18 protein-coding genes are annotated in these 23,400 nt (G+C 67.9%); 9 read left to right on the top strand and 9 right to left on the bottom strand.

Annotation, left to right across the window (positions count from 1 at the left end; translation table 11 throughout):
- The first annotated feature begins 44 nt into the window (after nt 1-44).
- Nucleotides 45-602 (top strand): elongation factor P, encoded by a 558-nt coding sequence (gene efp / locus EBN1_RS08370; protein ID WP_011237513.1) that lies wholly within the window; start codon nt 45-47, stop codon nt 600-602.
- Between the two features lie 56 nt (nt 603-658).
- Here efp and EBN1_RS08365 read toward each other — a convergent pair whose 3' ends face one another.
- On the bottom strand, nt 659-928 hold the full coding sequence (locus EBN1_RS08365; protein WP_041646044.1) for a hypothetical protein: 270 nt from the start codon (nt 926-928) through the stop codon (nt 659-661).
- A 311-nt stretch (nt 929-1,239) separates the two neighbouring features.
- On the opposite strand from EBN1_RS08365, the gene uvrA reads away from it, so the two are divergent.
- Entirely contained in the window at nt 1,240-6,903 is a 5,664-nt protein-coding gene (gene uvrA, locus EBN1_RS08360) for an excinuclease ABC subunit UvrA (protein ID WP_011237511.1), read from the top strand.
- Here the strand turns inward: uvrA and EBN1_RS08355 are convergent.
- Nucleotides 6,896-8,395 (bottom strand): DegQ family serine endoprotease, encoded by a 1,500-nt coding sequence (locus EBN1_RS08355; protein WP_011237510.1) that lies wholly within the window; start codon nt 8,393-8,395, stop codon nt 6,896-6,898. The genes uvrA and EBN1_RS08355 overlap by 8 nt on opposite strands.
- Before the next feature lie 291 nt (nt 8,396-8,686).
- Between EBN1_RS08355 and EBN1_RS08350 the strand changes: the two genes are divergently transcribed.
- The gene (locus tag EBN1_RS08350; RefSeq protein ID WP_011237508.1) at nt 8,687-9,634 is read left to right on the top strand and encodes a hydrogen peroxide-inducible genes activator; all 948 of its coding nucleotides are present in this window, start codon (nt 8,687-8,689) and stop codon (nt 9,632-9,634) included.
- 120 nt (nt 9,635-9,754) lie between these two features.
- Nucleotides 9,755-10,894, top strand: a complete 1,140-nt coding sequence (locus tag EBN1_RS08345) for an NAD(P)/FAD-dependent oxidoreductase (RefSeq protein WP_011237507.1) — start codon at nt 9,755-9,757, stop codon at nt 10,892-10,894.
- Nucleotides 10,895-10,984: 90 nt separating this feature from the next.
- Here the strand turns inward: EBN1_RS08345 and EBN1_RS08340 are convergent, their stop codons facing one another.
- The 4 genes from EBN1_RS08340 to EBN1_RS08325 form a co-directional block, all read right to left on the bottom strand.
- A complete protein-coding gene (locus EBN1_RS08340; protein ID WP_011237506.1) occupies nt 10,985-13,558 on the bottom strand; it encodes a DNA topoisomerase III in 2,574 nt (857 codons plus the stop codon).
- 108 nt (nt 13,559-13,666) lie between these two features.
- Complete coding sequence (locus EBN1_RS08335; RefSeq protein WP_041647065.1) at nt 13,667-14,131, bottom strand: Smg family protein; 465 nt, start codon at nt 14,129-14,131, stop codon at nt 13,667-13,669.
- 18 nt (nt 14,132-14,149) lie between these two features.
- On the bottom strand, nt 14,150-15,322 hold the full coding sequence (gene dprA, locus EBN1_RS08330) for a DNA-processing protein DprA (protein ID WP_011237504.1): 1,173 nt from the start codon (nt 15,320-15,322) through the stop codon (nt 14,150-14,152).
- A 2-nt stretch (nt 15,323-15,324) separates the two neighbouring features.
- Nucleotides 15,325-16,356 carry a LysM peptidoglycan-binding domain-containing protein gene (locus tag EBN1_RS08325; protein WP_041646042.1) on the bottom strand — a complete coding sequence of 344 codons (1,032 nt, stop codon included), beginning with the start codon at nt 16,354-16,356 and terminating at the stop codon, nt 15,325-15,327.
- A 162-nt stretch (nt 16,357-16,518) separates the two neighbouring features.
- Between EBN1_RS08325 and def the strand changes: the two genes are divergently transcribed.
- The 5 genes from def to mobB all read left to right on the top strand — a co-directional run bounded on the left by def (nt 16,519) and on the right by mobB (nt 21,000).
- Nucleotides 16,519-17,022, top strand: a complete 504-nt coding sequence (gene def, locus EBN1_RS08320; protein WP_011237502.1) for a peptide deformylase — start codon at nt 16,519-16,521, stop codon at nt 17,020-17,022.
- A complete protein-coding gene (fmt, locus tag EBN1_RS08315; RefSeq protein WP_011237501.1) occupies nt 17,019-17,969 on the top strand; it encodes a methionyl-tRNA formyltransferase in 951 nt (316 codons plus the stop codon). Before def ends, fmt begins: the two co-directional genes overlap by 4 nt.
- A 72-nt stretch (nt 17,970-18,041) precedes the next feature.
- Nucleotides 18,042-18,884 (top strand): zinc metalloprotease HtpX, encoded by an 843-nt coding sequence (gene htpX / locus EBN1_RS08310; protein WP_011237500.1) that lies wholly within the window; start codon nt 18,042-18,044, stop codon nt 18,882-18,884.
- Nucleotides 18,885-19,067: 183 nt separating this feature from the next.
- On the top strand, nt 19,068-20,459 hold the full coding sequence (locus tag EBN1_RS08305) for a sigma-54-dependent transcriptional regulator (RefSeq protein WP_011237499.1): 1,392 nt from the start codon (nt 19,068-19,070) through the stop codon (nt 20,457-20,459).
- 13 nt (nt 20,460-20,472) lie between these two features.
- Nucleotides 20,473-21,000, top strand: coding sequence for a molybdopterin-guanine dinucleotide biosynthesis protein B (gene mobB / locus EBN1_RS08300; protein WP_011237498.1), 528 nt, complete (start codon nt 20,473-20,475; stop codon nt 20,998-21,000).
- On the opposite strand, the gene EBN1_RS08295 is transcribed toward mobB, so the two are convergent.
- From EBN1_RS08295 to EBN1_RS08285, 3 genes are read right to left on the bottom strand one after another with little or no spacing between them, the layout of a single operon-like run.
- The gene (locus tag EBN1_RS08295; RefSeq protein ID WP_011237497.1) at nt 20,969-21,877 is read right to left on the bottom strand and encodes a helix-turn-helix transcriptional regulator; all 909 of its coding nucleotides are present in this window, start codon (nt 21,875-21,877) and stop codon (nt 20,969-20,971) included. The genes mobB and EBN1_RS08295 overlap by 32 nt on opposite strands.
- Nucleotides 21,874-22,461, bottom strand: coding sequence for a molybdenum cofactor guanylyltransferase MobA (mobA, locus tag EBN1_RS08290; protein WP_011237496.1), 588 nt, complete (start codon nt 22,459-22,461; stop codon nt 21,874-21,876). Before mobA ends, EBN1_RS08295 begins: the two co-directional genes overlap by 4 nt.
- Nucleotides 22,458-23,297: a formate dehydrogenase accessory sulfurtransferase FdhD gene (locus tag EBN1_RS08285; RefSeq protein WP_011237495.1), complete on the bottom strand. Its 840-nt coding sequence runs from the start codon at nt 23,295-23,297 to the stop codon at nt 22,458-22,460. The genes mobA and EBN1_RS08285 overlap by 4 nt, the downstream gene beginning before the upstream one ends.
- Between the last annotated feature and the right edge of the window lie 103 nt (nt 23,298-23,400).

The raw sequence follows: 23,400 nt of genomic DNA, 5'->3' as shown, positions 1-23,400 counted from the left end.
GTTTTTAAATATTTACGGGGCCGCCCCGTTCGACAGGAAACAGCATGAAAACCGCACAGGAACTTCGCTCGGGCAACGTCATCATGGTGGGCGCCGACGCGCTCGTGGTGCAGAAGGCCGAATACAACAAGTCCGGCCGCAACTCCGCGGTCGTGAAGATGAAACTCAAGAACCTCCTGACCGGGGCGCCTTCGGAGTCGGTGTACAAGGCCGACGACAAGTTCGAAGTCGTCCAGCTCGACAAGAAGGAAGTCACGTACTCGTACTTCGCCGACCCGATGTACGTGTTCATGGACGCGGACTACGAGCAGTACGAAGTCGAAGCCGAGAACATGACCGACGCGCTGAAGTACCTCGAAGACGGCCTGCAGTGTGAAGTGGTGTTCTACAACGGCAAGGCGATTTCGGTCGACCTGCCGAATTCGGTGGTCCGCGAAGTGATCTACACCGAACCCGCCGTCAAGGGCGACACGTCGGGCAAGGTCATGAAACCGGCGAAGATCGCCAGCGGCTTCGAATTGCCGGTGCCGGCGTTCGTCGAGATCGGCGACAAGATCGAAATCGATACCCGCACCGACGAGTACAAGAACCGCGTCAAGTAAGCCGATGTCGCCGCCACGGGACCCGCTGCGTGCGGGTCCCGTGGCGGTCTTCGTGATTACATCTGGCGGGGCATCGGGTACTTGCGGCTGAACGCGGCGTAGATCCCGCGCAGCGTTTTTTCCTGTCCGAGCAGACCGCGCCGAGCCGCCTGCTCGATCAATTCGCGGTGCATCTGATGCAGCTGCCAGATGCCGTTCGGGTCGGCGAGCAACTGGCTGCCGCGTTGGGCGGCGAGCATTGCAGGGAGGCGATCGTGCCGGGCGATGACATCGATGGTGTCGCTGTCGAGGTCGATGAAATCCATGCAGTCGAACAGGCTCAACATCTCGGTCTCCTTTGGTCGGACGGAGGCATCTTTTTGGTGATCCCGCGCACCAGAATGATGTCGCCCGCTTCGGCGGCCCGCGATTCCGGCGCCGGTCGGCAGCGGATCGCAAGTCTCAAGTGTTTGAACAGCCTACCAGTCAGTGCGCACGATACGGAACGGACGAGCATTCCGGGCTCACCCGGCGAAAATGACGCAAAGCCGTAACGCAAGAGGCGTGCCGGCGCATCACCGATTTCGCCGAGGAAACCGCGGAGCGAGACTAGAATCCATTTTCTTGACCCCCATCCCGGATCGTCCGCTTCCGCCCCATGTCAGACCACATCCGCATCGTCGGCGCACGCCAGAATAACCTGAAGAACCTCTCGCTCGACATCGCGTTGAACGAGATCACGGTGGTCACCGGCGTGTCGGGGTCGGGCAAGTCGTCGCTGGTGTTCGACACGCTGTATGCCGAAGGGCAGCGGCGCTACGTCGAGACGTTCTCGCCGTACGCGCGCCAGTTTCTCGACCGGATGGACAAACCGCAGGTCGATCGCATCGAAGGCGTGCCGCCGGCGATCGCGATCGATCAGACCAACCCGGTGAAGAGCTCGCGCTCGACGGTCGGCACGATGACCGAGCTCGCCGACCACTTCAAGCTGCTCTATGCCCGCGCCGCGCGGCTGTATTGCCGGGGCTGCGGCGCACCGGTGCGGCGTGACGATCCGGACAGCATCTTTGCTGCGCTCGTCGAGCGCTGCGCCGCGGACGATCCGCGCCTCGTGCTGACGTTCGCGGTCCCGGTTCCGGCGAATTTCAGCGAGGACGAGATCACTGCGCTGCTGAACCGGCAGGGCTATACGCGCATCCACCTGCGCGAATCCGCGCCGGCAGGCGATCTGCTGCACGTCGTGCAGGATCGCTTGCGCTTGTCGAACGCGGGGCGCAGCCGCGTCATTGAAGCCATCGAGACGGCGTTGCAGCACGGCCACGGGCACCTCGCGGTGTGCGCCCAGCATGACGGCGGCGAAACGGTATGGCGCTTTTCCCGCGACCTGCACTGCGCCGACTGCGACATCCATTACGCCGAGCCGACGCCGGGCCTGTTCTCGTTCAACTCGCCGCTCGGCGCGTGCGAAACCTGCCGCGGTTTCGGCCGCGTCATCGGCGTCGATTTCGCCCTCGTGATCCCGGACGAATCGAAGACGCTCGCCGAAGGCGCCGTCAAACCCTGGCAGACCGCGAGCTACCGCGAATGCCAGGAAGACATGGCGAAGATGGCGAAGAAATACGGCGTGGCGATGGACATCCCGTTTCGCGACCTGCCGCCGGAACATCGTCGCTGGGTGCTCGAAGGCGATCCGGAGTGGAAAAGCTGGGACGCGTCCTGGCCGCGCAAGTGGTACGGCGTGCGCCACTTCTTCGACTGGCTCGAGAGCAAAGCCTACAAGATGCACATCCGCGTGCTGCTGTCGCGTTACCGCAGCTACACGGAGTGCCCGGCCTGTCACGGCGCAAGGCTGAAGCCGGAAGCGCTGCTGTGGCGGTTGGGTGACGGAAACCCTGCGGATTCGCGCCGCCCCGGCCTTGCGATCCACGAACTGATGGCGCTTCCCGTCAGCCGCGTGCGCGATTTCATCGCCCGCATCGAACTGCCGGCCGGCCTCGACGAAGCGACCGGACTGCTGCTCGGCGAGATCAGGAGCCGCCTCGACTACCTCGCCAACGTCGGGCTGGCGTATCTCACGCTCGACCGCCAGTCGCGCACGCTGTCGGGCGGCGAAGTGCAGCGCATCAACCTGACGACTGCGCTCGGCACTTCGCTCGTCAATACGCTGTTCGTCCTCGACGAGCCGTCGATCGGCCTGCATCCGCGTGACATCGACCGTATCCTCGCGGTAATGACACGGCTGCGCGACGCGGGCAACACGCTCGTCGTCGTCGAACACGACCCACAGCTGATGCGCGCGGCCGACCGCCTGCTCGACATCGGACCCGGTCCCGGCGAGCGCGGCGGCGAGATCGTCGGCTACGCGCCGCCCGCCACGATTACGGCCGACCCGGCGTCGCTGACCGGCGCCTATCTCGCCGGGCGCAAGCGCGTCGATGCCGGCCGCCGGCTGCGCCCGGTCTTGCCGGGCGACCCGCTGCTGCGGCTCGTCGGCGCGCGCGAGCACAACCTGCGCGGCATCGATGTCGATTTTCCGCTTGGCCGCCTGGTATGCGTCAGCGGCGTGTCCGGTTCGGGCAAGTCGAGCCTGATCCAGGACGTGCTGTACCCGGCGCTGGCGAAGCGTTTCGGCCAGGGCAGCGACGCGACCGGCGCGTTCGCGCGCCTCGAAGGCGCCGAAACGCTTGCCGGCGTCGTCATGGTCGACCAGTCGGCGATCGGCAAGAGCGCGCGCTCGAATCCGGTCAGCTACGTCGGCGCGTGGGACGCGATCCGCGCGCTGTTCGCCGCACTGCCCGAAGCGACAAGCCGCGGCTACACGCCCGGCACGTTCAGCTTCAACGCCGGCACCGGCCGTTGCCCGACCTGCAACGGCTCGGGCTTCGAACACGTCGAGATGCAGTTCCTGTCCGACGTCTATCTGCGCTGCCCGGACTGCGACGGCAAGCGCTACCGGCCGGAAGTGCTCGAGCTCGCGTGGCGCGGCCGGTCGGTCGCTGACGTGCTCGCGCTGACGGTGTCGGAAGCGCTCGCGTTCTTCGCCGACCAGCCTGCGGTCCAGGCTGCGCTCGCGCCGCTCGCCGATGTCGGCCTCGACTACCTGCGGCTCGGCCAGCCGGTGCCGACGCTGTCGGGAGGCGAAGCGCAGCGCCTGAAGCTTGCCGGCCATCTCGCCGATTCGGCGAAACTCGCCGGCCGCCGACCTGCCGGCAAAGCTGCGCGCAGTAACGCGCAAGCGCCCGGCCGGCTGCTGTTCCTGTTCGACGAGCCGACCACCGGGCTGCATTTCGACGACGTCGCGACGCTGCTGCGGGCGTTCGAAAAGCTTCTCGATGCGGGCCATGCGCTGGTCGTCATCGAACACAACCTCGACGTGCTGCGCGCCGCCGACTGGATCATCGATCTCGGCCCGGAAGGCGGCGAGGACGGCGGCACCCTCGTCGTCGCCGGGCCGCCGGACGCCGTTATCGCCTGCGCCGCGTCGCATACCGGCCGCGCGTTGCGCGCGTATGACGCGGAATTCGCGGCGGAGGCGCCCGGCGCGCCCCCCGCGAATGGCCTCGTGGCCGCCGAACCCGCTGCGCGTTACCGCCCCGCCGCGCCGGCGATCGAGATCCGCCACGCGCGTGAGCACAACCTGAAGAACGTCAGCCTGTCGATCCCGCGCGACCGCTTCACCGTGATCACCGGCCTGTCCGGCTCGGGCAAATCGACGCTCGCATTCGACATCGTGTTCGGCGAAGGGCAGCGCCGCTACCTCGAATCGCTGAACGCCTACGCGCGCCAGTTCGTCCAGCCGGCCGCGCGCCCGGACGTCGATGCGCTGTTCGGCATTCCGCCGACGGTCGCGATCGAGCAGCGCGTGAGCCGCGGCGGCAGGAAGAGCACGGTCGGCACGCTGACCGAGATCCAGCCGTTCCTGCGCTTGCTGTACGTCAAGCTCGGCACGCAGTACTGCCCGCAGTGCGACGTGCCGGTGTCGCCGCAGAGCTTCGATGCGATCGCCGCGCAGGTCCAGCGTGATTACCGCGGCACATCGATCGAGCTCCTTGCGCCGCTCGTGACGAACCGCAAGGGCTTGTACACGGCGATCGCGAAATGGGCGAAAGGCAAGGGATATACGCAGCTGCGCGTCGATGGCGAGTACGTGCCGACTGCCAAATGGCCGCGCCTCGACCGCTACGTCGAGCACACGATCGAGCTGCCGGTCGGCATGGTCGTCGTCGCGCCGGAGCACGAGGCGGCGCTGCGCATGCAGCTCGCCGAAGCGCTCGAACACGGCAAGGGCGTCGTCAAGGTGCTCGAGCTCGGCAAACTCGGCGCGAGTCCGGCCACGTTCTCGACGCTGCGCGCCTGCCCGTGCTGCGGCGACAGCTTTCCGGAACCGGATCCGCGCCTGTTCTCGTACAACGCCAAACACGGTTGGTGCCCGAGCTGCTACGGCACGGGGCAGCACGTCGTCGGCCGCGTCGAGGATGCGAACGAACTCGATCTCGCCGACACCGAGCAGGTGACCGACGCAGTCTGCGCGGCGTGCGAGGGCACGCGGCTGAACCCGGTCGCGCGCGCGGTACGTTTCCGCGAGCGCGGCATCCACGAACTGTCGGCGCAGCCGGTCGCGGCGCTCGCCGCGTTCTTCGACGGCCTGCGGCTCGTCGGGCGCGAGATCGACATCGCGCGCGACCTCGTCGCCGAGATTCGCGGCCGGCTCGACTTCCTGCAGCAGGTCGGGCTCGCGTACCTCGCGCTCGACCGCGGCGCGCCGACGCTGTCGGGCGGCGAGGCGCAGCGCATCCGGCTCGCCGCGCAGCTCGGCTCGAACCTGCGCGGCGTGTGCTACATCCTCGACGAGCCGACGATCGGGCTGCATCCACGCGACAACCGCCTGCTGCTCGACACGCTCGAGCGGCTCCGCGACCGCGGCAACACCTTGCTCGTCGTCGAACACGACGAGGAGACGATCCGCCGCGCCGACCATGTCATCGACCTCGGTCCCGGCGCCGGCGTGCGCGGCGGCCGCGTCGTCGCCGAAGGTCGCCTCGCAGACCTGATCGCTGCGCCCGAATCGGCGACCGGCGCTTTCCTGCGCGCGCCGCTGCAGCATCCGCTGCGTCCGCGCCGGCCGCTCGACGACGCGCATCCGGCAATCCGCGTCGTCGGGGCGAACCTGCACAACCTGCGCGACGTGTCGGCCGCCGTCCCGCTCGCGCGCCTGACGGTCGTCACAGGCGTGTCCGGCTCAGGCAAATCGACGCTCGCGCGCGACGTGATCCACGCGAACCTGGGCAAGCTGCTCGGCGACCCGGACGCAGCGCGCGCGCGGCGCCGCGGCCAGGCGCAGCCGCAGCGCAGCGATGTCGAGTTGCTCGGCTGCCGCGCGATCGAAGGCTGGCAGGCGATCGGCCGCGTGCTCGAAGTCGACCAGACGCCGATCGGCAAGACGCCGCGCTCATGCCCGGCGACCTACGTCGGCTTCTGGGACGCAGTCCGCAAGCTGTTCGCCGAGACTTTCGAAGCCAGGACACGCGGCTGGAGCGCGTCGCGCTTCTCGTTCAACACCGGCGCCGGGCGCTGCCCGGTGTGCGAAGGGCAGGGCCAGACGACGGTCGAGATGAGCTTCCTGCCGGACGTCAAGCTGCCGTGCGACGCGTGCGGCGGCGCGCGCTTCAATCCCGAGACGCTTGCGGTGCGCTGGCGCGACAAGACAGTCGCCGACGTGCTCGCGATGCCGGTCGACGAAGCGGTCGGGTTCTTCGCCGCGCATCCGTCGATCGCCCACCCGCTCGCGCTGCTGCAGGACGTCGGCCTCGGCTACCTGACGCTCGGCCAGTCGAGCCCGACGCTGTCCGGCGGCGAAGCGCAGCGCATCAAGCTGGTCACCGAACTGGCGAAAGTGCGCAGCCGCGCCGGCGACAGCACCCCAATGCGTGCGGCGACCGCCGGACGGCCGCTGCCGGCGGAAAAGCACACGCTGTATGTTCTCGACGAGCCGACCGTCGGGCTGCACATGGCGGACGTCGACAAGCTGATCCGCGTGCTGCAGCGGCTCGCCGACGCCGGCCATACGGTGCTGGCGATCGAGCACGATCTGGACGTCATGGCCGAAGCGGACTGGCTGATCGATCTCGGCCCGGAAGGCGGAGACGGCGGCGGCGAAATCGTCGCGCAGGGGCCGGTCGAGGCCGTGTGCGAGTGTTTCGCTTCGCACACGGCAGTGATCCTCAAAGAGTTCCTCGCCGCACGCAGCGTGGTGTCCGTGGGTACGCCGGCGGAGCCCTCTCCGCCGGCGCGGCCAGAACGACGCCCGGTTCCGCCTAGTTGACGCGCATCGGCACGAAGATGCGTGCCCCGCCGCGCTGGATCAGCAGCGCGAAGCGGTCGCCGGCTTTTTCGATCATCGTGCGGAACGACGCGACGTCCGACACCGGCTGGTTGTTCAGCGAGAGTATGACGTCGCCGCGTTGCAGCCCGGCACGTTGCGCCGGACCGGTTGCGCGCTCGATGACGATGCCGCCGTGCACGTCCAGCTGCGCCGCTTCTTCCGCAGTCAGCGGGCGAATGACGAGGCCGAGCTTGCCGCCGGCGTCTTCGCCCTGCGGACTGCCCGGCTCGCCGCGGCCTCCCGCGATCGCTTCGCCGCGCATCTCGCCGAGCGTCGCCGTCACCGTGCGGGTGCGGCCGTCGCGCCACAGTTCAAGCTTCACCTCGGTGCCGGGGCGCTTGTCGCCGATGATGCGCGGCAGGTCGCCCGAGTCATCGATCTTCGTGCCGTTGACGCCGAGCACGACGTCGCCGGCTTTGATGCCGGCCTTGTCCGCGGCGCTGCCCGCTTCGACGTTTGAGACCAGCGCGCCTTTCGGTTCGGCAAGTCCGAACGACTGCGCGAGCTCGCGCGTCATGCCCTGGATCGTGACGCCGAGCTTGCCGCGCTGCACGCGGCCATACTGGATGAGCTGGTCCTTGACGTTCAACGCGACATCGATCGGGATCGCGAACGAGATGCCCATGAAGCCGCCCGAGCGCGAGTAGATCTGCGAGTTGATGCCGATGACTTCGCCAGCGAGGTTGAACAGCGGGCCGCCTGAGTTGCCGGGGTTGATCGCGACGTCGGTCTGGATGAACGGCACGTAGTTCTCGTCCGGCAGGCGCCGCGCTTTCGCCGAGATGATGCCTGCCGTCACGGTGTTGTCGAAGCCGAATGGCGAACCGACCGCGACCACCCATTCGCCGACGCGCGCTTTCTCGGCGTTGCCGGTGCGCACCACCGGCAGGCCGGTGGCGTCGATCTTGAGCAGCGCGATGTCGGTGCGCGGATCGGTGCCGACCACTTTCGCCTTGAACTCGCGCTTGTCGATGAGCCGCACGGTCACTTCGGACTGGACTTCGCCCTCACCGGCGCCCGCGCCCGCGCCGACGACGTGCGCATTGGTCAGCACGTAACCGTCGGCACTGACGATGAAACCCGATCCGATGCCGCGACTGATCTGCGGGCCGCCCTGGCCGGGCATGCCCGGCATCCCCGGCATGCCCGGCACCGGCACGCCGAAGCGCCGGAGGAAGTCGTAGAACGGATCTTCGAGCGCCCCGCCTTCCGGTGCGGCGCGTTCCTGCACGACACTGATATTGACCACCGCCGGGCCGACGCGCTCGACGAGGTCACCGAAATCGGGCAGGCCGAAGGAGTTTGGCGCGACCAGGGGCGCCACGGATTCCGCCGCGGCGAATGCCGGCGGAGACGGGAGCAGGCCGATTGCGGCCGGCACAATGGCGGCGAGAGCGACGACGAGCGAGCGGCTGAACGGATGGTTTTTCATGTTTTTCCTGTATCCCTGAAGAAAATTGCCTGCGTCGGTGGACTTGCAGGGCAGGCAAATTGTTCCCGGCATGAATTCGTCGGCGATCCCTGCGTCATCGCGGGCGGAGCCGGCGCAACCGGCGTGCGATCCAGTGCGGGCAGCGTCCCCGGCCGGGTTTCAGATTCCATCGCGCCGGCCAAGAGGTTCGTTTGCGCAGGGAGCGATCCGGAAGCGGCCGGCGGAGCTTGTCTGCGCCGGCGGGGTACGGAGTAATATCTTTCGATATTTTTTCCGCGGCGGACCGACGCGATGACCCTGACCGACCTGCGATACCTCGTAGCGCTTGCCCGTGAACGCCACTTCGGCCGCGCGGCCGAGAAGTGCCATGTCAGCCAGCCGACGCTGTCGGTCGCGATCAAGAAAATCGAAGAGGAACTCGGCGTACAACTGTTCGAGCGCAGTGCGACCGAAGTGAAGATCACCGCGACCGGACGGCGCATCGTCTCGCAGGCCGAGAAAGTGCTGCTGGAGGCGGCGCAGATCCCGGAGATCGCATCCGCCGGCAAAGACCCGCTGGCGGAGCCGTTGCGGCTCGGAGTCATCTTCACGATCGGGCCTTACCTGTTGCCGCGCCTGATCCCGCGCGTGCATCGACTCGCGCCGCGCATGCCGCTGATCATCCAGGAAAACTATACGGCCCGCCTCGCCGAGGCGCTCAAGCGCGGCGAACTCGACGTCGTGATCCTGTCACTGCCGTTCGCCGAGCCCGGGATCGTCGCCCAGCCGGTCTACGATGAGCCGTTCCGCGTCCTGATTCCGGCCGCGCATCCGTGGCACGGCCAGGAGCGGATCGACCCCGACATGCTCGCCGAAGAGCAGCTGCTGCTGCTCGGCGCCGGCAACTGCTTCCGCGACCAGGTGCTCGAAGTGTGCCCGCACTGCCGCAACGTCAGCGGGTTGCAGCGCACGCTCGAAGGCAGCTCGCTGGAGACGATCCGCCACATGGTCGCGACCGGCCTCGGCGTGACGGTGTTGCCGAGCTCGGCAGCCGACGAGCTCCCGGCGCACAATCCGCTCGTCGCAGTCCGTCCGTTCGCGGCGCCGGAGCCTTCCCGGCGCGTTGCGCTGGCGTGGCGCGTGACGTATCCGCGCAGCGGCGCGATCGACGTGTTGCGCACCGCGATCCTCGAAAGCGCGCTGCCCGGAGTCCGGCCGATCGGACGGCTCGCGGCGGTGGAAACGGCGGAAGCACCATGAACTTCCGGGCGATGGACTGCCGGCCACGCGGCGGGCGGCCGGCGTGACGCTGAAGGCGGTCACGCCCGGCGAACGAAGCCCAGGCGGGCGCCCGAGCGCCCGATGTGCAGGAGCGGCGGGGTGAATGCGCCGCTCGTCATCGTCGGCACCGGAGCTGCCGGGTACGCGCTGCTGCGTGCGCTGCGGCAGATCGATCGCGACCGGCCGCTGGTGCTGATCACGCGGGACGACGGCGCAGCCTACGAAAAATTCCACCTGGCGCGCGCGCTCGGCGCGCGCACACGGCCCCGGGGCCTCGTCCTCGCAACCGTCGAGCAAATGGCGCACCGCTACGGGGCGACGATCCTCGCGCATCGCCACATCCTGCGGATCGACCGGCTGCGCCATGAACTGGTGATGCGCGAAGGCCGGCACGGGTACGGACAACTCGTGCTCGCGACCGGCGCCGCGGCGCTGCGCGAGCCGGGGCTGCGGGGAACGGCGGCGTCGCAGGCGCTGACGCTGGGAAGTCTCGCCGACTATGCCTATCTGCGCAGCGAACTGGCCGGCCGAAACCGCGTCGTCGTGCTCGGCGGAGGCCTTGCCGGCTGTGAACTGGCCGACAATCTCGCGCGTTCGAGCTGTCACGTGACGCTCCTCGAACCCGCGAACCAGCTGCTCGCGGAAACGTTGCCGGCGCTCAGCGCGGCACGCGTCGCGCAGGCGCTGCAGGCCGCAGGAGTGCAGGTGATGACCGAGGACGGCATCCAGCGCATCGACCAGGGTCCGGACGAGCTGGAGCTGACGACGCTCGCAGGCGTGCGGTTTCCGGCCGACCTGTTGGTGCTGGCGCGCGGCGTGGTGCCGCGGACGGAACTTGCGCGCGACGCGGGGCTCGCCGTGGCGCGCGGAATCGTCGTCGATCCGGCACTGGGCACTGTCGATCCGGACATTTTTGCGCTGGGCGAATGCGCCGAGATCGACGGCCGCCTGTTCAGGCTTGCGGAAGAGATCGAAGCCGGCGCCCAAGTGCTTGCCGAGGTGCTGTGCGGGAGAAAACGGCGCATGCGCTGGCCGGCGCGGCTACGACGCCTGCAGATCGAAAGTTGCCCGGTGACCGTCTGCGAACCGCCGCCGCTCGCCGGGGAATGGCACGAGGCGGCGACGCAGCGCGGCGTCAGGGCAGTGTTCCGCGACCGCCGCGGGGCGCTGCGCGGATTCGCGCTGCTCGGCGATCAGGTCGCCGCAGCCGAGCGCCTGCTCGGCGAGCTCGGTCGCTGAACCGGTCTTGGCCGCAGCCGCGCCGCACGGCTTACGACGGTATGCGACCGAGGCCGTTTCGCGACAAACCGCAGCCCTGCCGAATCGATGTCAGGCGGCGCTGCTGCGCTTGCGCGCCGGCGCGCGCGCGGGTTTCGCCGTCGCCGTGGCGGCGACCGGGGGTTTTTCGTCGTCCGCGGCGGCTGCCGTCTTGCCTTTCGCGCCCGCTTTCGGCGTCTTCGCTTCGAATTCGAAGCCGACTTTGCCGTCGCCGCCGCGTACGAGGAAAGCCGAGAACTTGCGCCGCGTGCGCGTCGACACGAATCCCTTGAGCAGGTCCGTGCGCCCGTCGGCGAGCAGCTTCACCATCTGTTCGCGCTCGACCGGCTGCTGCAGGATGACTTTGCCCGAACGGAAATCGCAGGATTTTTCCGGCCCGACGGATTTCTCGCAGACATACGCCATGCCGTGCTCGAACACGCGCGCGCCGCACTTCGGACACGGGCCGAGCGGCTCCTGCGCGGAAAAATCGACCGGCTCGGCGCCTTCGCCGTCGTCCTTCGGCTGGCCGAAATCGAACTCCGGCTGCTGCTCGTCGTTGAGGCGGATCTCGGCGTTGAACAGCCGTCCCATCTTGCTGCGAAAGCCGGTCAGCGGTCCGACGCGCCGTTCGCGCAGCAGGGTCTCGATCTCGTGGATCTCGAACTGGCGGCCGGCGACGATTTTCCACGCGCTCCAGTCGCACGCCTGACACGCGAACTTCTTGTAGTTTTCCCGGACGACGCCGCCGCATTTCGGGCACGGCGCGGACAGCGTCGCGAAATCGCCCGGCACGGTGTCGGATTCGTAGCGCTTCGCGCGCTCGACCATCTCGCGCGCCATTTCGGCGATCTCGCGCATGAATTCGGGGCGCGACAGCTGGCCGCGCTCCATCTGCGCGAGCTTGTGCTCCCATTCGCCGGTGAGTTCGGGCGACGTCAGGGACGACACGTCGAGGCCTTTGAGCAGCGTGATCAGCGAGAACGCTTTCGCGCTCGGGATCAGCTCGCGGCCTTCGCGGTGCAGGTACTGCTCGGCGATCAGCCCTTCGATGATCTGCGCGCGCGTGGCCGGCGTGCCGAGTCCGCGCTCGCCCATCGCCGCACGCAGTTCCTCGTCGTCGACCATCTTGCCGGCGCCTTCCATCGCCGACAGCAGCGTCGCTTCGTTGTAGCGTGCGGGAGGCTTCGTCACGAGCGCCTTGACGAGGATGTCCTCGGTCGCGACGCGTTCGTTCTGCTCGACGGCGACGAGCTGTGCGCCGCCTTCGTCGTCGGCCTTCGCCGCTTCCTTTCCGTACACCGCGAGCCAGCCGGGGTTCACGAGCACTTTGCCTTCGGTCTTGAACGCTTCGTTCTCGACGCGCGTGATGCGGGTCGTGATGCGGTATTCCGCAGCCGGGTAGAACACCGCGAGGAAGCGCCGGGTGACGAGGTCGTAGATCTTCTGTTCGGCTTCCGACAGGCTTTTCGGCACCGTGCCGGTCGGAATGATCGCGAAGTGGTCCGAGATCTTCGCGTTGTTGAAGATGCGCTTGTTCGGCCTGACCCAGCCCTGCTTCATGATTTCGCCGGCGAACGGCGCGTAGTCGTCGGGCAGCGCGTGCAGCACGTCCTTGACGGTGCCGACGTAGTCCTCCGGCAATGCGCGCGCATCGGTTCGCGGATAGGTCAGCGCCTTGTGCTTTTCGTACAGCGCCTGCGCGATCTGCAGGGTCACGCGCGCCGAGAAGCCGAAACGGCCGTTGGCGTCGCGCTGCAGGCTCGTGAGGTCGAACAGCAGCGGTGACAGCTGCGTCGACGGCTTCGATTCCTCGCTGGCGATGCCCGGCTTGCCGTCGCACTTCGCCTTGATCGCGTCGGCGCGGGCGCGGTCCCACAGCCGAAACGCGGTCGCGTGCTCGTCGCCTTCGGGTTTGCGGAAACTTTCGTCGAACCAGCGCCCGACGTAGCGGCCGGCCTTGCAGCCGAACGTCGCTTCGAGCTCCCAGTAGTCGCGCGGCTTGAAGCGGCGGATCTTCTCTTCGCGTTCGACGACGATCGCCAGCGTCGGCGTCTGCACGCGACCGACGGTGGTCAGGTGAAAGCCGCCGGTCTTCGAATTGAACGCAGTCATCGCGCGCGTGCCGTTGATGCCGATCAGCCAGTCGCTCTCGGCGCGGCACACTGCCGCCGAGCGCAGGCCTTCGACTTCCTGTGCCGAACGCAGCTGCGCAAAGCCGTCGCGGATCGCGCCGGCGGTCATCGACTGCAGCCACAGCCGCGATATGGGCTTGTCGGTCTTCGCGTGCTGCACGATGAAGCTGAAGATCAGCTCACCTTCGCGTCCCGCGTCACACGCGTTGATGAGCCCGGTGACGTCCTTGCGCTTGATCAGGCGGGTCAGCAGCTTCAGCCGGTCATCGGTCTTCTCGATCGGTTTCAGTGCGAAGCGCGGCGGGATCACCGGCAGGTGCGCGAACGTCCATTTGCCCCGCTTGACTTCGTATTCCTCGGGCACGGCCAGTTCGAGAAGGTGGCCGACGGCCGATGAAAGCACGTATTCGTCGGACTCGAAATAGTCCTTTTCCTTCGTGAAACCGCCGAGTGCGCGGGCGATGTCCTGCGCGACGGAGGGTTTTTCCGCAATGATCAGTTGCTTGCTCATGCCGGTAGGGCTGCCTTCGAAAAGCGCCGGGGCGTTTTCGGTTGAGGGTTATCGAGCGGCGCATGATAAGCACGCCGCTGCGGCACGTGCAAGCGCAGGCCGGAGACTTTACTGCAGGACCGGAGCGAGTTCTTCCGCTTCGTCGGTCAGCAGTTCGTCGAGGATCAGGCTGTCGAGCGGTTGCTCCTGCTGCCACAGGACCATCAGCACGATGACCTTGAAACGGTGCAGGTTCACGTGGAAACCGTCGACCGCCATCGTGCGTTCGATGATCAGCTCGCGGGTCTGCGGATCGAGCGCGCCGGCGTTTTCGAGGAACGCGAGAAAGCCGCGGCAACTGGTGTCGAGCTTCGCCTGTTCTTCCGCGGCGTAGAGGCGGATCGAATCCGGTTGCGGCACTTTCGCGAGCGGCGACACGGCGATTGCGCGCAGACCGGAAAGCCAGTCGAGCGCTTCGGTGATTTCGTCCTCCTCGAAGCCTGCTGCGGAGAGCTTGCGCGCAAGCTGCTCGGATTCGGGGCACGCGGCGGCGTGGAGGTAGTTCTCGAAGAGGTAGACCAGGATGTCGAACATGTTTGGCACACGAGGGAATCAAAGGCGCTGGAACCGGCCTCCCGGCAAGCGGGTCACGTGCCCTTCGAGCTCCAGCGCAAGCAGAATGGCGTACAGCGCATCGAGCGTCAAGCCGGAACGGGCCGTGAGGGTGTCGATATCCAGCGCCTCGTGGCCGAGCGTGTCGAGCACCCGGATCTCCTCGGCGGACGCTGCGGGAGGCGGCGTTCGGGGCTCGAACGGCGGATCTGCGGGCCGGGTTTCGCGCGTCCTTGCGGGTCGGGCCGGGCGGCCCGGAGCGTCCGCTTCGGCCGCATGGGTATGCGACGGAAGGCCCCAGCTGAGCTCGTCGAGCACGTCCGCGGCCGTCTCGACGAGCTTTGCGCCGTCGCGGATCAGGCGGTGGCAGCCGCGTGCGAGCGGGGAATGGATCGAGCCCGGGATCGCGAACACTTCGCGTCCGCTCTCGGTCGCGAGCCGCGCGGTGATCAGTGAGCCGCTGCCGACTGCGGCTTCGACGACCAGCACGCCGCGCGCGAGGCCGGCGATCAAGCGGTTGCGGCGCGGGAAGTTGTACGGCAGCGCCGGCGTGCCGAGCGGGTATTCGCTGATGATCACGCCGCGTTCGGCGATCTGCCGGGCGAGCGCCTGATTGCGTGCCGGATAGACGCGATCGGCGCCGGTGCCGATCACCGCGACGGTGATGCCTTCCGGATGAGCCAGCGCGCCGCGGTGCGCTGCGGCGTCGATGCCCAGCGCGAGGCCGCTGACGATCGTGAGGCCGGATTCGGCGAGGCTCTTCGCGAACGCAGCGGCATTGCTGATGCCGGGTGCGGTCGCCGAGCGCGCGCCGACGATCGCGAGCGACGGGCCGCAGAGCCGCGCCGGATCGCCCTTGACATACAACAGGACGGGCGGATCGGCAATATCGAGCAGCGCGCGCGGGTACTCCGGATCGGCGAGCGTGACGATGCGGTTGCCGGGTTGGGCGGCCCATGTCAGCGCGGCATCGATTTTCTCGTTGTCGGGCGGCGCGCGCAGCAGGTCGGCGACTTCGGCGCCGACGACGGACGCGACGGCGCTGCGGCTGGCGGCGAAGATCTGCTCGGGCAGTCCGAACGCCGCCAGCAGCGCGCGCTGGCGTTCGGTGCCGACGCCGGGATACAGCGTCAGTCGCAGCCACCCGGCCAGTTCGTCGTCGCTCGGCGTCACGCTCAGGGTTTGCGCACGCTGTCGCCGACCGTCACCGGGCCGTCCGCATCCATCACCAGCGCATAGGCGACGCGGTCGAACACGCGGAACACGAACGCGAGGCCGTAACGCTGCTGCGGCAGATCGAATGTTTCCTTGCCGCCTTCGTCGTCCTTGTACACGACGCTGCCACGCTCGCGGTGCAACGCGAGGACGTGCCCGCGCTCGAGCCCGGCGCGGCTGCCGATATTGAGGGTGACGACGTTATGGCGCCCGGTCTCGACGACGCCGCGGTAGATGCCGATCAGCCGTCCTTCGACCTGCGCGTCGGGCGCATGCGGCACGAAGGAGAAAACCTCGGGCCGCTCGCTGACGACGAGGCGGTCGCCGACGCCGATCTCCTCGACGCTCGAGACCAGCTTCAGCGTCGCCGGCCTGCCGTGCCCGGTGACGCGCGCGGTACCGAGGAACATCGCCTCGTGGCCGAGCACCTCGTTCGTCACCGGATCGACGAGCGGCCGCGCGGGCCGGAACACCTGCCAGACGTCGCTGCCTTCCACGCCCTTGGCGAACACCGTGTCGCCCGTGCCCATGAAGACGCGGCTGGTTTCAGTGGCGACGACGGTGCCCGCGCCGGCAAGTTTCGCGTCGTCGACGACGAGCGGCCGCGTCAGGAAAGGCTCGATGATCTGCATCGGAATGCTCGGGATCGCGCTGTCGACCTCTTCCGAATGGATCTGCGGGAAACGCTTTTCATAGAGCGGGCCGCCGATCCGCCGACCGATCGACAGGTAGGGGCCGCTGCGGTCGAGCACGACGATCTGCCCAGGATAGATCAGGTGCGGGTTGCGGATCTGGTCGCGGTTGAGGCGCCACACTTCGGGCCAGCGCCACGGCTGCCTGAGGAAACGGCCGGAAATATCCCACAGCGTGTCGCCGCGGACGACGGTGTAGCTGTCGGGGGCATCGTGCGCGAGCGTCGCCTGGTCGGCGAGCGCAGGCACGCTCAGAAGGGTCGCAATGCCGAACAGCAGAGGGAATATAATGCGGATCATGCTCGTTTCCGATTGGAGCAGACCGGATTCCTGCGTTACCGGAACGCCAGCGGCCGGTCGAAGGTCCAATCCGCGGTCTTGATTTCGAATGCCACGGCGCGCGGACGAGCATGCCAAAGCACTTGAAATTCTGCACGTAATGAATTAACCCGGCAAGCATCCATGGCTCTACTCCCAATTCTCCGTTATCCAGATCCGCGACTGCACAAGCACGCCGCGCCAGTCGCCGTGGTCGACGATTCGATCCGCCAGCTCGTCAGGGACATGGCCGAAACAATGTACGAGGCGCCCGGCGTCGGTCTCGCGGCGACGCAGGTCGATGTGCACAAGCGCGTCGTCGTGATCGACGTCAGCGAGGACAGGTCGACGCTGCGCGCTTTCATCAATCCTGAAATCCTGGAGAAATCCGGCGAGCAGACGTGCGAGGAAGGCTGTCTGTCGGTGCCGGGCGTGTATGAGAAAGTGACGCGCGCCGAACGGGTGAAAGTCCGGGCGCTCGATGAGCGCGGCGAGCCGTTCGAACTCGAGGCCGAAGGCCTGCTCGCAGTGTGCATCCAGCACGAGATCGACCACCTCGATGGCCGGGTCTTCGTCGAATACCTTTCGCCGCTCAAGCTCGGGCGGATCAAGGCGCGGCTGGCCAAGAAAGCGCGGATCACCGCGTGACGGCCGCCCCCCTGAAAGTCGCATTCGCCGGCACGCCGGAGTTCGCTGCGGCAGCGCTGGAAGCGATTCTTGCCGCAGGCTTCGAAGTCCCGCTGGTGCTGACCCAGCCCGACCGGCCGGCCGGACGCGGCATGAAGCTCAGCCCGAGTCCGGTCAAGCAGCTGGCGCTCGCCCACGGCATCGCCGTGGACCAGCCTTCCAGCCTGCGTGGCGAGGAGCAACGCGCGACGCTTGCCGCATGCGCGCCCGACGTGCTGGTGGTGGCGGCGTACGGCCTGATCCTGCCGCGGGCGGTGCTCGACCTGCCGCGGTTCGGCTGCCTCAACATCCACGCATCGCTGCTGCCGCGCTGGCGCGGGGCCGCGCCGATCCACCGCGCGATCGAAGCCGGCGACACCGAGACCGGCATCACGATCATGCAGATGGACGAAGGGCTCGACACCGGGCCGATGCTGATGAAGCACGCCGTGCCGATCGGTCCGGCGGACACCACCGGCGCGCTGCACGACCGCCTGGCCGCGCTGGGCGCGCAGATGATCGTCGAAGCGCTGCGCCGCCTGCCGTCGGGCGAGCTCGTCGCGATGCCGCAACCGGCCGAAGGGGCGACCTACGCCGGCAAGATCGGCAAAGCCGAAGCGGTGATCGACTGGCAGTGCGACGCGTCGTCGGTCGCCCGTGCCGTACGGGCGTTCAATCCGTTCCCGGGTGCGGTCGCGAGCCTGCGGCAGGTGCCGCTCAAGATCTGGTTTGCCGAGCCCGTTGCCGGGCACGGGGAACCCGGCACCGTGCTCGTGGCCGATGCCGACGGTATCGTGGTCGCGTGCGGGACGCAGGCGGTGCGCCTCGCGCAATTGCAGAAACCGGGCAGCCGGCGCCTGGCTGCAGGGGAATTTCTGCGTGGATTCCCGGTCAGTGCAGGCGAGCGCTTCGAGGCTGCGGCGCGCTGATTGAATACCGCGGCAACCGCCCCCACTTAAAGGGGCAAATCCCCTGCAACGTCCAAGGAAGGAAAACGGAACATGTTCGGCAACTGGCTCAAGACCTCGATCCTCATGGCGGGCATCGTCGCGCTGTTCGGCGCCGTCGGTGCGATGATCGGCGGTCGGCAGGGCATGCTGATGGCACTGGTGTTCGGCGGCGCGATGAACGTCTGGGCCTACTGGTTCTCGGACAAGATGGTGCTCAGGATGTACAAGGCGCGCCAGGTCGACGAAGCCACTTCGCCCTATCTGTACAACATGGTCCGCGAACTCGCATTCCGCGCCCAGCTGCCGATGCCGAAGGTCTACATCATCGACGAGGCGCAGCCGAACGCGTTCGCGACCGGCCGCAACCCGGAGAACGCCGCCGTCGCGGCGACGAGCGGCATCATGCGCATGCTGTCCGAGCGCGAACTGCGCGGCGTGATGGCGCACGAGCTCGCACACGTGAAAAACCGCGACATCCTGATTTCGACGATCTCCGCGACCGTCGCCGGCGCGATCTCGATGCTCGCGCAGTTCGGCATGTTCTTCGGCGGCCGCGACGAGGACCGGCCCAACCTGGTGCTGCAGATCCTCGTGATGCTCCTCGCGCCGCTGGCGGCGATGGTGATCCAGATGGCGATCTCGCGCACCCGCGAGTTCGGCGCGGACAGCGGCGGCGCGGCGATCTCGGGCGACCCGGACGCGCTTGCCGATGCGCTGGCGAAAATGGAAGCCTACGCGAAAGGCATTCCGATGCACGCCGCCGAGGCGCACCCCGAAACCGCGCAGATGATGATTGTCAATCCGTTGTCCGGCGGCGGCCTGCGCGGCCTGTTCTCGACGCACCCGTCGACCCAGGAGCGCATCGCGCGACTGCGTAGCATGGTCCGCGCCTGAGCGGGTTTGCCACGGCGCTCGATCAGCGGCTCCCCATGACAACGGATCTCCCGGATTCCGTGTGTCCGACCGGCGGCGGATCGTCCGGACGCGTCGCCTGTCCCGCATCGTCGAGTATCATCCGTTACTCATAAAAGGGTAGAGGCCGCCGCATTCGGCGGCCGCCTGCTACCGGGAGGGAGGATGCAGCGCGACCACGCCGAGCCGGCGCTCGAACCGGCGAGAGCCGCGGAATTCAACTGGCAGGCCCATTCGATCCTCGTCGTCGATGACGAGGAGGACACGCGCAGCTTCCTCGAACGGGCGCTGCGTCCGCGCTGCGGGCTCGTGGAGATCGCGCGCGACGCCGAGCAGGCGGCGCGCCTGATGGCGCGGCTGCATTTCGACCTGCTGATCCTCGACATCGCGCTGCCGGGCAAATCGGGCCTCGCGTGGCTGCACGAATTGCGCGAACACGGCTTCAGCGGCGACGCGATCCTCGTCGCCGCTGAAGCCGACCTCGATACCGCGATCGCCGCGCTGCGCGGCGGCGCTTCGGATTTCATCCTCAAACCGTTCCGCGTCGACCAGATCCTCAATTCGGTCAGGAACTGCTTTCAGCGCGCTCACCTCGCCCGCGAGAACTTCGTGCTGCGACGCGAGCTTGCCGGCCTGGGCGGCGAAGTCAGCAACGGCCTGGTGGGTCGTTCGGATGCGATGCAGCAGCTGCGTGAAGTGCTGCACCGCGTCGCGCAGACCTCGAGCACGGTGCTGCTGCTCGGCGAATCCGGCACCGGCAAGGAAGTGGCGGCACGCGCGCTGCACGAGATGAGCCCGCGCGCGCGACGGCCATTCGTGCCCGTGAATTGCGCCGCGATCGCGTCGGAGCTGATCGAGAGCGAGCTTTTCGGCCACATCCGGGGAGCTTTTACCGGCGCGACCGAGAGCCGCAACGGCCTGTTCCATTATGCCCACGGCGGCACGCTGTTCCTCGACGAGATCGGCGAGCTGCCGCTGGCGCTGCAGACGCGGCTGCTGCGCGTGCTCGAGGAGCGCCGCCTGCGGCCGGTCGGGTCGGAGCGGGAGGTGCCGGTCGATGTGCGCATCATCGCCGCGTCCAACCGCGACCTCGCCACCGAGGTCGCTGCGGGCCGCTTCCGCGAGGACCTGTATTTCCGTCTCGCGGTCGTCGACATCCTGATCCCGCCGCTGCGCGAACGCGCCGAAGACATTCCGGACCTGCTGCATCACTTCATGAACCTGCTGACGATGCAGCTCGCGGTACCCGCGCTCGCAATCCCCGAGGCCCTGCTCGCGCGGCTGGCGCATTACCGTTGGCCGGGCAACGTGCGCGAATTGCGCAACTTCGTCGAACGTTCGCTGATCCTCGGCGCATTTCCGCCGGAGGCGCCGAACCTGCGCGGCGATGCGTTGCTGGTCGGTACTGAGCTGTCGCTCGGCGAAGTCGAGAAGCGCCATATCCTGCACATGCTCGAAGCGTGCGGCGGCAACAAGTCCGAAGCGGCGCGCCGGCTCGGCGTTTCGCGCAAGACGCTGGAACGCAAGTGCGCCGAATGGGACGAATCGCTGACCTGAAAGGACCGCGCGGATGAAAGTGATCGGATTCGCCGGCTGGTCCGGCAGCGGCAAGACGTCGCTGATCGAGCGCGTCATCGCCGTGCTCGATGCGCGCGGGCTCGCGGTGTCGCTGATCAAGCACGCGCATCACCGCTTCGACACCGACCACGTCGGCAAGGACTCGTGGCGCCACCGCCGCGCCGGCTGCCGCGAAGTGCTCGTGAGTTCGGCGCGGCGCTGGTCGCTGATGCGCGAGCTGCGCGACGAGCCGGAGCTGCCGCTCGACGCGCTGCTCGGCAAGCTTTCCGACTGCGACCTCGTGCTCGTCGAGGGTTTCAAGCACGCCGTGGTGCCGAAGATCGAGGTCTATCGCGCCGAAGTCGGCGAACCGCTGCTGTTTCCGCACGATCCGCACATCGTCGCGATCGCCACTGATGCCGATGTCGACACTTCCCTGCCGCGCCTCGACCTCAACGATCCGCAGGCCGTCGCCGATTTCATCGTCGCTTACGCTTTCACAAACGCCTTCACAGCGGCAGCACCTGCCCCAGGGGCGTGAGGTCGTAGCCGCCGAGCCGCGCGGCGAGATGGCGCAGATCCGGCGCGCCGAGCCTCGCGAGCAGCTGCTGGAACAGGTGGCGGAAAAACACTTCCCTGGGTAACGCGACGTCGAGCGCTGCCCAGCCGAGCGCGAGGAACGCGAGCCCGGCTTCCGTCGCGGCGGCGCGGCTGCCGGGAGCGCAATCGGCGTCGTCGCGCGCGAGCAGCGCCACTGCGTCCCGTTCGCTGCGCGCAATTGTGACCGCGCTGCAGTCTTCAACGCGAATGCCGCAGTCCGTCAGCGCCGAGGCGAGGAAATGTTGCGAGCCCGATCCTGCCCGGCGCATCGCCCAGCGCACTTCCTGCCCCGCGAGCTTTTCGAGCGGCTGGCCCGCGAAGCGCGGGCGCAACAGCACGCCCTGTTCGCGCAACGCGACGCGCACGAGCGTCCAGCGCGCGTGGCCGGGGTAGCTGCGCAGCAGCGTCGCATGCTGCGCCACACTGTGCTGCGCGTCGCCCCAGTGCAGCAGGCTCAGCTCGACGCGGCGCCGCACGAGCTGCTCGATGCCGGGCACTGCCCCGGTCGCACTGTAAGCGACCAGCGCCTGTGCGCCGAGGTCCGGGGCGAGGGCATCGACCGCTGCGGCAAGCAGCGGGTCGCCGCTGCCGGCGATCAGCAGGCGGTCGGTGAACAGGCCTCCGTGCGCCTGTTCGAGCAGCCAGTCGTCGAGCAGCTGGCGCGGGAACAGCCACTTGCCGCCGATGCGCGCTGCCGGAATCTCGCGGCTGTTGGCGAGCTCGTAGAGTTTCTTCTCGTTCAGGTGCAGATAGACCGCAGCCTGCTTCGCCGTCAGGCACGGGCTTTCGAAGCCCGCGCCGCTGTCGGTCGCGCTCATTGGTCGAAGCTTTGCAGCTCGCCCCGCGTGTTGATGTTGCGAAACGCGTCTTCCTCGTCGTCGAAGCGCACTTCGACCACTTTCAGCGTTGCATACCACGCGTCGACCTTGCGGCCGCCGCCGGCGAGATAGCTTTCCAGATGTGCCAGCAGGTCGCGCCGGCACAGGCAGAACACCGGGTGGGGCTGGTCGAAAGTGCGCGCGACGGCGAGCTCGGCATCCGCGTCGGTGAGCCCCGCGTGCAGCCGCGCGACGAGGTCGGTCGACAGGAACGGCGAATCGCACGGGGCGGTGGCGACGAGCGGATGCTGCGCGCGCGCGAGCCCCGCGTGCAGCCCGGCGAGCGGGCCGACGAAGCCGCCGATGTCGTCGCCAAACACCGGGTGACCGAAGGTTGCGTAGATTTCCGCGTTCTGGTTCGCGTTGATGATCAGCTCGTCGACCTGCGGGCGCAGCCGTTCGAGCACCCAATCGACCATCGGGCGGCCGCGCAGCGCGACGAGTCCCTTGTCGACGCCGCCCATGCGCCGGCCCTGACCGCCCGCGAGCACGACGCCAGTGATTTTCTCGTGTGGCGCGCTCATCGCGTGAAGCGCTCCTCGCCGGTGAACAGCAGGTAATGGCGGCCCTGGGCGCGGCCGATCATCGTCAGGCCGATGCGCTGCGCGATCTCCCAGCCCATCTGGGTGAGGCCCGAGCGCGAGACGAGAAACGGGATGCCCATCTGCGCGGTCTTGATGACCATCTCCGACGTCAGCCGCCCGGTCGTGTAGAAGATCTTGTCGCTGCCGTCGAGCTCTTCGAGCCACATCCGGCCGGCGATCGCATCGACTGCGTTGTGACGGCCGACGTCCTCGACGAACATCAGGATCCCGCAGCTGTCGTCTTCGCCCGCCGCGAGCGCGCAGCCGTGCACTGCGCCGGCCTGCTTGTAGACCGACTCGTGGTGGCGCACCGCTTCCATCAGCGCGTAAAGCGTTGCCTGCGACAGCCTGCGCTCGGCCGGCAGGCGGATCGTGTCGATTTCGTCCATCAGTCCGCCGAATACCGTCCCCTGGCCGCAGCCGGTCGTCACCGTGCGGCTGCCGAGGCGTTCATCGGCATCCTTGATCCCGGAGCGCGTCATCACCGCGACTGCGTCGGTTTCCCAGTCGACCTGCACCGAGGCGATGTCGTCGAGGCTGTCGACGAGCCGCTGGTTGCGCAGCCAGCCGATCGCAAGCGCTTCGGGCGCGGCGCCGAGCGTCATCAGCGTGACGATCTCGCGGCGGTCGACATACAGCGTCAACGGGTATTCGCCGGCGATCGGCGTCGGCACGACGTCGCCGGCCTCGTTGCGGGCCGAGATCGTGACCGTCAGCGGCCGGCTGGCGTGGCTGAGGACGGGACGACGCGTGGCTTTGGCGGGGGAACTGCTCATCGAAGGCGCAAGGTCGTACGGGAAAGTCCCATTCTAGTCTCAACGCGGCGTCCCGCCGCAAGCGGGAATCGCGATCGCGCCGTGTCGATTTTCCGTGCGCCGC

This window comes from Aromatoleum aromaticum EbN1 (genome assembly GCF_000025965.1).
Lineage (GTDB): Bacteria > Pseudomonadota > Gammaproteobacteria > Burkholderiales > Rhodocyclaceae > Aromatoleum > Aromatoleum aromaticum.
This window is presented reverse-complemented; position numbering and strand designations above follow the sequence as displayed.